This window comes from Acinetobacter sp. WU_MDCI_Abxe161 (assembly GCF_025514355.1).
In the GTDB taxonomy this organism is placed as follows: domain Bacteria; phylum Pseudomonadota; class Gammaproteobacteria; order Pseudomonadales; family Moraxellaceae; genus Acinetobacter; species Acinetobacter pittii_E.
In genome coordinates, this window is record NZ_JAHPTU010000002.1 from 38,157 (window position 1) to 50,086 (window position 11,930).

An 11,930-nucleotide genomic window follows, 5' to 3' on the forward strand; every position below is an offset into this window, starting at 1 on the left:
CCTTATCAACAAAACTACAAACTAAAGAAGGCATATAGTAAAGCACGTCACAGCCAATTGAATATAGATTTTTAGCCAAATCACAGTTTTGTAAGATATTCCTTTTAAAATCGTTGGTTCGGTGGGGTTTTTCCGCTACAATTTAGCGTTTTTAAAAAATAAGCCCCGTATCACATGCTCAGGTTTTGTATAAAACAAACAGGCATTGATACTTTTAGCCAAATTCGAAAATATGGAGTGACTTGGTTGTGAGTACTCGTTTAATGACATCTGCTGAAATTCGTGAAGCATTTTTGCGCTACTTTGAAACGCAAGGGCATACACGTGTCGCGTCGAGTTCTCTTGTTCCTGCCAACGACCCAACTTTATTATTTACAAATGCTGGGATGAACCAGTTTAAAGACTGCTTTTTAGGTCTTGAGAAGCGTGACTATGTACGTGCGACCACATCACAAAAGTGTGTACGTGCTGGCGGTAAACACAATGACTTAGACAACGTTGGTTACACTGCACGTCACCATACATTCTTTGAAATGTTAGGTAATTTCTCATTTGGTGATTATTTCAAACGTGATGCACTTAAATTCGCATGGGAATTTTTAACCAGCGAACAATGGCTCGCTTTACCAAAAGATAAACTTTATGTCACGGTTTACCATACTGATGACGAAGCTTACGACATCTGGAACAAAGAAATCGGTTTAGCGCCAGAACGTATTATCCGTATTGGTGATAATAAAGGCGAAAAATACGCATCTGATAACTTCTGGGCAATGGGTGATACTGGCCCATGTGGTCCATGTTCTGAAATTTTCTTTGACCATGGTGATCACATTTGGGGTGGTTTACCAGGCTCACCTGAAGAAGACGGTGATCGTTTCATTGAAATCTGGAACAACGTTTTCATGCAGTTTAATCGTACTGCTGATGGCGTACTTCACCCTCTCCCTGCTCCATCTGTCGATACAGGCATGGGCTTGGAGCGTATCTCTGCTGTATTGCAACATGTGAATTCGAACTACGATATTGACCTGTTCCAACACCTATTAAAAGCTGCTGCAAATATTATTGGTATTGAAGACCAAGGTCAGCCTTCTTTACGTGTTGTTGCCGACCATGCGCGTTCATGCTGCTTCTTAATTGCTGATGGTGTTAACCCAAGCAATGAAGGTCGTGGGTATGTACTTCGCCGTATTATCCGCCGCGCTGTGCGTCACGGTAATAAACTTGGTGCAACTGGTACGTTCTTCTACAAAATGTTGCAACCTTTAATTGAAGTCATGGGTGATGCATATCCAGAACTTGCAGCTCGTAAAGATGTGATTGAAGCAACTTTAATTCGTGAAGAAGAACAGTTCGCTAAAACACTTGAGCAAGGCTTAAAGCTACTTGAAGGCGAACTTGCTCAATTAAAAGATAAGACGATTCCTGGTGCGACTGTATTTAAACTTTACGACACTTACGGCTTCCCAACTGACTTAACTGCTGATATTGCACGTGAACGTGGCTTTATCATTGATGAAGCAGGCTTTGAAGTGGAAATGGCTGCACAGCGTCAACGCGCTCGTGATGCTGGTAAATTCGCAGTTGACTACAACAACATTGTAAAAGTTGAAGGCGAAACCCAGTTTGACGGTTACATCAACACCACTGGTCAAGGTCAAATTGTAGCGATCTATAAAGATGGCGTACAAGTTGATGAAGTTTCTGAAGGTGATGAAGCACTTATCGTTTTAAACCAAACTCCTTTCTATGCTGAAAGTGGTGGTCAGATTGGCGACACTGGTATCTTCAAAAACGAAACTGGTATTTTTGAAGTTCAAGATACTAAAAAGTCCGGCGGTGCCTTTGTTCATCAAGGTATTGTGACCGTTGGTAGTCTTAAAGCCGAGCAAAATGTTGAAGCGATTGTTAAAGCAGACATTCGTGATGCAACAGCTCGTAACCACTCTGCAACTCACCTATTACATGCTGCCCTTCGTCAAATCTTAGGTTCACATGTACAACAAAAAGGTTCTTTAGTTGCAAGTGATATCTTACGTTTCGACTTTGCTAATGATCAACCTGTAACTTTTGAACAGTTACAACAAGTTGAGCGTTTAGTGAATGCAGAAATTATCGCAAATAGTGCTGTAACAACCGAACTTCTTGACATTGAAGCTGCAAAAGCTAAAGGTGCCATGATGTTGTTTGGTGAAAAATACGGTGATGAAGTACGCGTACTTTCTATGGGTTCAATTATTGATGAGAAAAACTTCTCAATTGAACTGTGTGGTGGTATTCACGTTAAACGTACAGGTGATATTGGTTTATTCAAAATCACTTCTGAAGGTGGTGTAGCTGCTGGTGTACGTCGTATTGAAGCTGTTACAGGTACTAAAGCGCTAGATGTAGTACAAAAAACTGATGCTGATATCCAGCACATTAATGGCTTATTAAAAGCACAGAAAGACCAAACTGTTGAGCGTGTACAAGCCAATGTTGAATTGGTTTCTGCATTACAAAAGCAGATTGAACAACTCAATCAGAAATTGGCAAACTTCCAAGCGTCAGAATTGATTGACCAGGTACAAACCATTGCTGGTCGTCAAACGCTTATTACCACTGTCCAAGGTGTAGATGCAAAATCACTTCGCAACTTACATGACAGTGTTAAATCAAAATTAGAGAATGCAGTTATTGTGTTAGCTGGTGTAGAGGGTGACAAAGTTAGTCTACTTGCTTCAGTTGCATCACAATACACTGCAAATCTAAAAGCAGGTGACATCATCAAACATCTAGCAACTGAGTTAGGTGGTAAAGGTGGTGGTAAACCTGACTTAGCACAAGGTGGCGCGCCACTTAACGAGAAGTTTGGACAAGTGATCGCAGCATTGCCTGCATGGCTTGAACAAAAATAAGACTTCACTTTTTGTGTAACTGACCCTGAAAAGCCTCTCAGGGTCATGGCTTATATGGAACAACTATGGCATTAATCGTTCAAAAATATGGCGGTACTTCTATGGGTACCCCCGAGCGCATTTTAAATGTTGCTCGTCGTGTGAAGCGTTGGCATGATCACGGTCACAAGGTTGTTGTGGTCGTATCTGCAATGAGTGGTGAAACAAACCGCTTACTTGCTCTCGCTAAAGCCATTACCGAAACACCTGACCCACGTGAGTTAGACCAAATGGTTTCAACCGGTGAACAGGTGACGATTTCCATGTTAGCTATGGCACTTAATTCGATTGGTGTGGAAGCTAAATCCTATACCGGACGTCAAGTCGGTATTAAAACTGACAGTGCATTTACCAAGGCGCGTATCGAGTCTATTGATACAGATGTCATGACCAATGATCTAGATGCAGGCCGTGTTATTGTAGTTGCTGGTTTCCAAGGTTTTGATGCCAATGGAAATACTACAACACTAGGTCGAGGTGGTTCAGATACTTCTGGTGTTGCCCTTGCTGCTGCTTTAAAAGCTGACGAATGTCAGATTTATACTGATGTAGATGGCGTTTACACCACTGATCCTCGTGTTGCTCCTAAAGCCAAAAAAATCGACCGTATTTCTTTTGAAGAAATGCTAGAAATGGCATCATTAGGTTCTAAAGTTTTACAGATTCGCTCAGTAGAATTTGCCGGAAAATATCAGGTTCCTTTACGCGTATTATCAAGTTTTGATAATGATGACGACGGCGCATTTGACGACGAATTTAAAGAAAATGTAGGTACACTCATTACTACTGAGGCAGAAGACACTATGGAACAGCCAATCATTGCAGGTATCGCTTTTAACCGTGACGAAGCAAAATTAACAATTTTAGGTGTACCTGATGAGCCAGGTATTGCTTCTAAAATTTTATCACCAGTGAGTGATGCCAACATTGAAGTGGATATGATAGTCCAAAATGTTGAAGAAGATGGCACAACAGATTTTACTTTCACTGTAAACCGTGTTGATTTAGCGAAAGCTGAAAAAATCTTAAATGAAACTGCCAAAAATATTGGTGCACGTGAAGTTTCAACACGTGATGACATCGTTAAAGTGTCTATCGTTGGTGTAGGTATGCGTTCACACGCAGGTGTAGCGAGCAAAATGTTCACTGCCCTTGCTGATGAAGGTATCAACATCCTTATGATTTCAACATCTGAAATTAAGGTTTCTGTCATTATCGACGAGAAATACCTTGAGCTTGCAGTTCGTTGTCTACATACCGCTTTTGGTTTAGATCGTGAACATGGTGAAAGCAGCGCACGCGCTTAAATGTACCGAACGGTCAAGAATTCATTAAAAAATGTTTACTTGTCCGACAATAATCAAAGAAAACACAGAGCCGCTATAGTTTTTTTTATAGCGGCTCTGTTATATTAAACGGAAAGTTTTTTGGCAGAGATTATCAAAATATGACTTTGTTCTCATATTTCTGTTAGAATCTGACTGAAAACTGAGGTTGAGCTTTTTATTTGGGTACCAATATTGCAGTTTTAAGCGTTTAGCAAGGAGATAAACATGCTGATTCTGACCCGCCGTGTCGGGGAAACATTAATGATTGGGGATCAAGTCAGTGTTACTGTGCTTGGCGTCAAAGGAAACCAAGTTCGAATTGGTGTGAATGCACCAAAAGAGGTTTCTGTTCATCGCGAAGAAATTTATCAACGTATTCAACATGAACGTGCAATGCATGAACACCTTCAACATCTTGATCAAGATTATCAAGTTTCTTATGAAGATGATAATTATGCACAGAAAAACTTCAATCGTTAGTATGAAGTTGTTCTCTCCCTAATTAAAGCGACTTTATAGTCGCTTTAAATTTTTTAAGTGTTTGTATTTATAAACCTAAAGCACGTTTAACAGGTGCATAACTACGGCGATGCTGATCAATCACGCCATACACAGCAATCGCTTCAAAGTGCGCTTTGGTTGGATATCCTTTATGTTTGGCAAAACCAAATAACGGATATTGCTGATCTAATTCTGCCATTTGTCGATCTCGTGTCACTTTTGCCAAGATACTCGCTGCACTAATTTCAGCATGGCTTGCATCTCCACCAACAATGGCTTCACAAGGAATAATAATTCCTTTCGGAATTTGGTTGCCATCTACAATTACTTTTTGTGGTTGCGTTTTCAAACCATCAACAGCACGTTGCATAGCCAAAAAAGTTGCCTGTAAAATATTTAGTTCATCAATTTCAGCATGTGTTGCTTCGGCAATTGACCAAGCTAAGGCTTTTTCTTGTATTTCAATAAACAACTTTTCACGTTTCTTTTCAGTTAATTTTTTAGAATCATTCAATCCCAAAATTGGATTATTCGGATCTAAAATCACAGCTGCTGCCACAACCGAACCTACTAAAGGCCCCCGTCCTGCCTCATCTACACCAGCAATAAACATCGACTCACTACCTTTAAAAACAAAAGAGGCTGATCAATAGTAATCAGCCTTCTTTAACACAAAATTATTAATTACTTTTGTAAAGCTTCTGCCACACAAGCGTTTACAGTTTTAGAAACCACTTGGTTTACGATTGTAGCACGTGTGTTTACATCAAGTGCAGCTGCTGCTAATTCTACTGCAGTCACACTGTTTGGAGCTTTTTCGCTCACACAATCACATACATTGGTTTGGATGCTATCACGTTGCTCAGCAGTCATATATTTTGTTGCTGTTTTCCAAGCGGCAACATTATTAATCTCTGTAATACATTTAGCATTTACAGCAACTTTTAACGCAGCAACGCCTAATTGTTGAGTTGTCGTTTGTGCAGAACCTGTGTCAGTGCCTGTAGTCGTTGCACATGCTGTTAAAGCTAAAACAACTGGTGCTAGAGCGAGCATCAATTTTTTCATCATTTTTTCCTTTGATTGAACCTTGGCAGCGCGTATTGTGCCTAAACTCGACTTTAGAAGAAACAAATAATTTGATGCATTTATGCAAACTCTTTTCCGAAACGAAACTCAGCTCATCAATTGCTTTTTTAGCTTAATACGTTCTGTTTTTAGCACGCTCCGTTACATTTAAAATATTTCTCAAAATCTGCGATTTCCCCTAAAATCACGAATCAAAACGACAAAAAAAGGGTCTTTTATGCCTGCTGTTTCCTCTCAGTATTACACCCGTACCGCACAAATCCTGCATTGGGTGATGGCAATCATTTTCATCACAGCATGGGTTATTGGCTTTTATAGTGGAAATTTTTTAAGTTATGACGTTGATGGCAGCTTTAAAGGCGATGTCATTACATTGCACAAGAATATTGCAACGACCATTATCTTTTTAGTCATTATCCGGATTTTATGGCGCTATACTCATCCAGCTCCAAAACTACCTGACACCATGTCTCCAATGATGAAAACTCTGGCACATGTTGGTCATCTATTCTTGTATGTAATTTTGGTGGCTTTACCTGTCACTGGTTGTTTGTTTAGTTGGAGTGCTGGTCACCCTGCTCCAGTTTTATATTTATTTGAAATTCCGCGTTTAGTGCAAGATAACCCAGAGCTTTTAGCTGTTGTGAAACCATTACATATTTATATTTCTTGGTTTGCAGGTTTTCTTATTGTTGGGCATGTACTTGCAGCTTTAAAACATCACTTTATCGATAAAGACAATATTTTAAATAGTATGACCAAACAACCTAAATAAAACGTAAGTATAAAAAAACCGCCTGAGATAGGCGGTTTTTTATTTAGATTTTTTGGATTTCTGCAATCCACTTTTGTTTTTCTTCATCTGAAATGAAAGAGGCTTCAAAAGAGTTAATTGCGAGTTGCTTCAATTCATCATTGTTTAAGTCTAAAGCTTGCTGGACGGCAAAGAAATTGTCATTCATATACCCACCGAAATATGAAGGATCATCTGAGTTAACCGTCACGTGTACGCCTTTTTGCAATAGACGACGGATATTATGATCTTTCATATCTTTAACAACACATAGCTTTAAGTTACTTAAAGGACAAACGGTTAAAGGCATTTTTTCGTTAATTAAACGCGCCATTAATTGTTCATCTTCTTCAGAACGCACACCATGATCAATACGGTTCACTTTAAGTAGATCTAAAGCTTCCCATACATATTCAGGCGGACCTTCTTCGCCAGCGTGAGCAACGATTAAGAAACCCTCTTCACGTGCCTTAGCAAAAACACGTTCAAACTTAGCTGGTGGATGCCCTACTTCACTTGAATCGAGGCCTACTGCAATAATGTCTTGCTTAAACGGCAGCGCCTGTTCAAGCGTTTCAAATGCAGCTTCTTCGCTTAAATGACGTAAGAAACACATAATCAGTTGAGAGCTGATACCAAACTTAGCTTTAGCATCTGCACAAGCGCGCTTTAAACCGCTAATCACTGTTGAGAATGCAACACCACGGTCAGTATGGGTTTGCGGATCAAAGAACATTTCCGTGTGAACAACACGATCTTCGGCACATTTTTCAAAATAAGCCCATGCTAAATCGTAAAAGTCTTGTTCATGTACAAGAACATTCGCACCAGCATAGTAAATATCTAAGAATGATTGAAGATTATGAAAGTTATAAGCTTGCTTTACTTCTTCAACAGATTTGTAAGGAATCTGAATCTGATTGCGCTGGGCAATTGCAAACATTAATTCAGGTTCAAAAGTCCCTTCAATATGTACATGCAATTCGGCTTTTGGTAAGGCGCGAATCAGCTCGACTTGATTCATATTAACTCCACGTCTAAAGAAAAAAGGGTGTGGTCAAAATCACACCCTTTTATAATTTTCTTCTTATTGAAAACTATGTCTAAGATAGCTCAAGAAGAAAATTATAAAAAATCATATTAACCGCCAAACGCGATAAATTTAAATACCCAAAGCGCAGCAATAATCCATACCATGTACGGTACAGTTTTTGCCTTACCCGTGAATAATTTAACTAATGCATAGCTAATAAAGCCCATTGCAATACCATCAGCAATTGAATAGGTAAATGGCATAAATACAATGGTTAAAAATGCTGGAACAGCTTCAGTAATATCATCCCAATCAATGTGAGTGATCCCTTGAATCATCAACACACCAATGAACAATAAAGCTGGCGCAGTTGCAAAACCTGGTACAGATTGAGCAAGAGGTGCTAAAAATAAACAGCAGATAAATAAAACTGCAACGACAACAGCGGTTAAACCAGTACGTCCCCCTGCTGCTACACCTGAAGCTGATTCAATATATGGCGTAGTTGAAGATGTACCTAATGCAGCACCAGCAACAATTGCAGTAGAGTCTGCAAATAATGCTTTTTTCAAACGAGGTAATTTACCGTCTTGTAAAAGACCAGCACGATGCGATACACCAACCAAAGTACCCGTACTGTCAAACAAGTCGACAATAAAGAATACAAAGATGACACCGACCATACTTGCTGTAAATAGACCTTCAAAATCCATTTGCATGAACGTTGGTGCAATTGAAGGAATTTGCCCCACTACACCCTTAAATTCGTTTAGACCTAAAGCAGTAGCAATTGCAGTAACAACTAAAATACTAATGATGATTGCGCCGCGAACCTTTAATTGGTGTAAAACCACAATCAGTAAAAATCCGAATAACGCTAATAGTACTGTTGGTTGTTTGATATCGCCCAAACCAACCAAAGTTGCTTGGTTATCAACAATAATTCCGGCATTTTTTAGTGCAATCAGTGCTAGGAATAAACCAATACCACCGCCAATTGCAAACTTAAGCGACATCGGAATCGCATTGACAATCGCTTCACGAATTTTAAAGAAGCTAATTGCAAGAAAGACAAGGCCTGAAACAAAAACAGCCGCTAAAGCTGTTTGCCATGGCACGCCCATCCCCATACAAACCGAATAGGTAAAGTAAGCGTTTAAACCCATACCAGGGGCCAGTGCGATTGGATAATTAGCAATGATCCCCATCACTAAACATCCGATTGCTGCCGCCAAGCAGGTCGCAACGAATACGGCACCATGATCCATGCCGGTTTCAGATAAAATGAGTGGATTGACAATAATGATGTAACACATCGTTAGGAATGTAGTTACACCAGCAAGAACTTCAGTTCGGAAAGTGGTTTTATTGTCGCTTAACTTAAATAAACGCTCTAACCAGCCTGCCGAAGAATTGGGCGCCGCCATAAGTAGCCTCTATGCAAAATCTGAACTGTGGAATATTTACGTCTATGTAGGTCACTGAACAATATTGTTTTTCTGTTCAGCCCTATAAACAAGAATCTCAAACTTATGAAGCAACAAATATGCCACTCATTTGATGTCTGTTTTATGCATAGAAAATAACCACAGCCCCTCTTGAAACACAAAAAAGCTGCATAACCCCTATGCAGCTTTTTTACTATACGTTCAATAAGTTTAACAGATTCAACAGAAATATGATCAAAATTTATGAAAAGATATGACCAATGACACTGTAAAAGTTAGAAATTTATAGCTCAATACTGCCAGAAAATAATTTTTTGTCACCGATATATTCTTGCATATTATAAGAAGCTAAATTGCTGTGATGAGCATGGTTTGGATTACGTTCGATACTTTGTAGGTTTCTTTCAGCTTCTTGTATGATCCGCATGAGCTCTTGATGTCTTTTATTTTGACTATCCAAATAGGCCCAATATCCTAATACAAAGACAATACTCACACACAACACTATTAATACTTTATTGATCATTATTATTATCTCTATGTTTTTAATGTTAATGATCTTAACAAAAAATTATAGCTTTGTGAATATTTTCACATTTATTTACAATAGCACCCTCTTACTCAAATAATTGAAAAGAAAGGTGATTTTTTAATTATTTATGATACTCTTAATAATTATTAAACTTTTCAATTGAAAAGTAACTTTATTTTATATCAGCTTATTTTAGTTATTTTTAATATTAGCTTTTTATCAGTTTTAATTATTAAGTTATTTTAAAGATAGAGCATAGACAAATGTGTATATCGCTTAAAATTTCTTTGTATTTATTAAACCTTGAATAAAATAAAAAGAAGTTATTTTTGTCGTTGAGGTCTTCTTGAAAATTGTTTCTTTAGCGACTAATTTTTTGTGTTTCCTGTTTAACTTATAAACTAAAAACTTCTACCCCAAGAATTCCACATATCGTTTAAAAATAATTTTTTGTTTCTTTGCTTTTCTGTTTAGAAGCAAAACTACGTCCTATTTTTATCGTTCCATAAATCGCACCAAGCTTTCTATTTTCGGTGCTTCACTCCTATAAACGCTACGATAAACTGTGCTCAGATAAAAAATTAAATGAGGAGAATACATCATGTTTGATATGCGTTTATCTCACGAACGTGGTGCAGCACATCATGGTTGGTTACAATCAAAACATAGCTTTTCATTTGCTAACTATTGGGACCCTAAACAAGTTGGTTTTTCAGACCTACTTGTAATTAATGATGATAACGTTGCTCCATCTAAAGGCTTTGGTACCCACCCTCACCGTAATATGGAAATTATTTCGTATGTGCTTGAAGGTGCATTAGAGCATAAAGACTCGATGGGTACAGGTTCGGTGATTGTGCCGGGTGACATTCAGCTCATGAGTGCAGGTCGTGGTGTTGCACATAGTGAATTTAATCATTCAGCTCAAGAAGGCGTCCATTTCTTGCAAATTTGGGTTGTCCCGAATGAAGTGAATACAGATCCGGGCTATCAACAAGTTCATATTGATGAAGCAGACAAACGCGGTAAATTGCATTTGATCATTTCACCTAAAGGTGGTGAAAAAACTTTATTCATTAAACAAGATATTAATATTTACTCAGGTCTTTTTAATGGTGAAGAAACTGCTGAATTTGTGATTCCTGAGGGTCGATATGTTTACCTACACGTTGCTAAAGGTCGTGTCGATGTAAATGGTAAAACCTTTAACACTGGCGATGCGGCACGTATTCGTGAAGGTGGAAGCTTATCTTTTACCGATGGTGATCATGCCGAAATTTTGATTTTCGATATGCGTCCTGAAGAAGTTCCAACCATGCCATAATGCAACTAAGCCCTCGCATAAAACTTATGCGGGGCTTTTTATTGTTGATCGGACTTATAAAAATCCTAACTCGGCTCAATGCTCTTCTGAACGAGCCATCTCTGTATTGATATAGCTCATAATCATAGTCGTTAATCCCTGCACCATTTCATCAAAACTAATATAAGGGTTTGGCAAAATAAGATGCCGCGCGACGTTAAAAATTCCACTATTGATACAAATATAGGTAATTACAGGCAAATTATTAATTTTTAGGTATTTAGGATTATGCATCATATATTTCATGATCACTTCCATTAAAGCCTGTTCAATTTTGGGAATATATTTGTCGTACTGTAACTCTCCTGCATAACGTAGAACAGTCAAATAGCGGTCGTTATTTTTCTTTAATAAATCACTAAAAGTATAAAAAATCATTTCAATGACAGGCTCTAACTCCAACTGTAAAATCGTCGGGGTAAGTTCTGTAATCATGTCCAGAATTTCCCGAACAAAAAAGTGATTCATCGCATCATAAATTTCTTCTTTATTTTTAAAATATTCGTATAAAGACCCGACACTCACACCTGCAATCTCTGCAATATGACGTGTTGTAGTACCACTTGGTCCATGAAGTGCCACTGCAATAAAACCTGCTTCAATAATCGTGTCGACAGTGACTTTGGCTCGAGTTTGACGAGGTTTACGCGTAGTCATACGATCTAATCAATAATCCGAACATAAAGTCAGATTAGCATGTAATTTGACTCGGTAGAAATAAAAAAACAAAATCCGAATAGTTGTCAAACTTAGTTAGAAAAATTCAGAAAAGCAGAGCCTAATCTCTCAATCAACACATAGTTTAATTTATTACTTTCGGAGAAATAATATAGTTTTAAATTATTATTTTTCAACCTCATAAGACAAAATCAATTAAAAATCTTATCGCAAAAAATGTCTATAA

Annotated in this window: 11 protein-coding genes; 5 read left to right on the forward strand and 6 right to left on the reverse strand. The window is 38.2% G+C overall.

Going from position 1 to position 11,930, the window contains the following annotated elements:
- Window positions 1-263 precede the first annotated feature (263 nt).
- The 3 genes from alaS to csrA all read left to right on the forward strand — a co-directional run bounded on the left by alaS (window position 264) and on the right by csrA (window position 4,747).
- On the forward strand, window positions 264-2,900 hold the full coding sequence (alaS, locus tag KTI78_RS02085; protein WP_262445252.1) for an alanine--tRNA ligase: 2,637 nt from the start codon (window positions 264-266) through the stop codon (window positions 2,898-2,900).
- A gap of 65 nt (window positions 2,901-2,965) precedes the next feature.
- Window positions 2,966-4,246, forward strand: a complete 1,281-nt coding sequence (locus KTI78_RS02090) for an aspartate kinase (protein ID WP_016141772.1) — start codon at window positions 2,966-2,968, stop codon at window positions 4,244-4,246.
- A gap of 246 nt (window positions 4,247-4,492) precedes the next feature.
- On the forward strand, window positions 4,493-4,747 hold the full coding sequence (gene csrA / locus KTI78_RS02095) for a carbon storage regulator CsrA (RefSeq protein WP_000906487.1): 255 nt from the start codon (window positions 4,493-4,495) through the stop codon (window positions 4,745-4,747).
- A 67-nt stretch (window positions 4,748-4,814) separates the two neighbouring features.
- Here csrA and rnhB read toward each other — a convergent pair whose 3' ends face one another.
- On the reverse strand, window positions 4,815-5,381 hold the full coding sequence (gene rnhB / locus KTI78_RS02100) for a ribonuclease HII (RefSeq protein WP_262445040.1): 567 nt from the start codon (window positions 5,379-5,381) through the stop codon (window positions 4,815-4,817).
- Window positions 5,382-5,452: 71 nt separating this feature from the next.
- Window positions 5,453-5,836: a hypothetical protein gene (locus KTI78_RS02105; protein ID WP_262445041.1), complete on the reverse strand. Its 384-nt coding sequence runs from the start codon at window positions 5,834-5,836 to the stop codon at window positions 5,453-5,455.
- A 238-nt stretch (window positions 5,837-6,074) separates the two neighbouring features.
- On the opposite strand from KTI78_RS02105, the gene KTI78_RS02110 reads away from it, so the two are divergent.
- A complete protein-coding gene (locus KTI78_RS02110) occupies window positions 6,075-6,632 on the forward strand; it encodes a cytochrome b (RefSeq protein WP_239968014.1) in 558 nt (185 codons plus the stop codon).
- Between the two features lie 43 nt (window positions 6,633-6,675).
- On the opposite strand, the gene KTI78_RS02115 is transcribed toward KTI78_RS02110, so the two are convergent.
- The 3 genes from KTI78_RS02115 to KTI78_RS02125 form a co-directional block, all read right to left on the reverse strand.
- Window positions 6,676-7,674, reverse strand: a complete 999-nt coding sequence (locus tag KTI78_RS02115) for an adenosine deaminase (RefSeq protein WP_224992454.1) — start codon at window positions 7,672-7,674, stop codon at window positions 6,676-6,678.
- Between the two features lie 116 nt (window positions 7,675-7,790).
- Entirely contained in the window at window positions 7,791-9,110 is a 1,320-nt protein-coding gene (locus KTI78_RS02120; RefSeq protein WP_216969224.1) for an NCS2 family permease, read from the reverse strand.
- Window positions 9,111-9,414: 304 nt separating this feature from the next.
- The gene (locus KTI78_RS02125; RefSeq protein ID WP_262445042.1) at window positions 9,415-9,657 is read right to left on the reverse strand and encodes a hypothetical protein; all 243 of its coding nucleotides are present in this window, start codon (window positions 9,655-9,657) and stop codon (window positions 9,415-9,417) included.
- Window positions 9,658-10,264: 607 nt separating this feature from the next.
- Here KTI78_RS02125 and KTI78_RS02130 point away from each other — a divergent pair.
- Window positions 10,265-10,987: a pirin family protein gene (locus tag KTI78_RS02130; protein WP_057106166.1), complete on the forward strand. Its 723-nt coding sequence runs from the start codon at window positions 10,265-10,267 to the stop codon at window positions 10,985-10,987.
- 75 nt (window positions 10,988-11,062) lie between these two features.
- On the opposite strand, the gene KTI78_RS02135 is transcribed toward KTI78_RS02130, so the two are convergent.
- Window positions 11,063-11,683 (reverse strand): TetR/AcrR family transcriptional regulator, encoded by a 621-nt coding sequence (locus KTI78_RS02135; protein WP_002163161.1) that lies wholly within the window; start codon window positions 11,681-11,683, stop codon window positions 11,063-11,065.
- Window positions 11,684-11,930: the final 247 nt, after the last annotated feature.

Excerpts from the sequence above, each read along its gene's own strand:
- KTI78_RS02130 (WP_057106166.1), top strand. The coding sequence starts at position 10,265 with ATGTTTGATATGCGTTTATCTCACGAACGTGGTGCAGCACATCATGGT.
- KTI78_RS02105 (WP_262445041.1), bottom strand. The coding sequence starts at position 5,836 with ATGAAAAAATTGATGCTCGCTCTAGCACCAGTTGTTTTAGCTTTAACA.
- KTI78_RS02110 (WP_239968014.1), top strand. The coding sequence starts at position 6,075 with ATGCCTGCTGTTTCCTCTCAGTATTACACCCGTACCGCACAAATCCTG.
- KTI78_RS02135 (WP_002163161.1), bottom strand. The coding sequence starts at position 11,683 with ATGACTACGCGTAAACCTCGTCAAACTCGAGCCAAAGTCACTGTCGAC.
- rnhB (WP_262445040.1), bottom strand. The coding sequence starts at position 5,381 with ATGTTTATTGCTGGTGTAGATGAGGCAGGACGGGGGCCTTTAGTAGGT.
- KTI78_RS02120 (WP_216969224.1), bottom strand. The coding sequence starts at position 9,110 with ATGGCGGCGCCCAATTCTTCGGCAGGCTGGTTAGAGCGTTTATTTAAG.
- KTI78_RS02115 (WP_224992454.1), bottom strand. The coding sequence starts at position 7,674 with ATGAATCAAGTCGAGCTGATTCGCGCCTTACCAAAAGCCGAATTGCAT.
- KTI78_RS02125 (WP_262445042.1), bottom strand. The coding sequence starts at position 9,657 with ATGATCAATAAAGTATTAATAGTGTTGTGTGTGAGTATTGTCTTTGTA.
- csrA (WP_000906487.1), top strand. The coding sequence starts at position 4,493 with ATGCTGATTCTGACCCGCCGTGTCGGGGAAACATTAATGATTGGGGAT.
- KTI78_RS02090 (WP_016141772.1), top strand. The coding sequence starts at position 2,966 with ATGGCATTAATCGTTCAAAAATATGGCGGTACTTCTATGGGTACCCCC.
- alaS (WP_262445252.1), top strand. The coding sequence starts at position 264 with ATGACATCTGCTGAAATTCGTGAAGCATTTTTGCGCTACTTTGAAACG.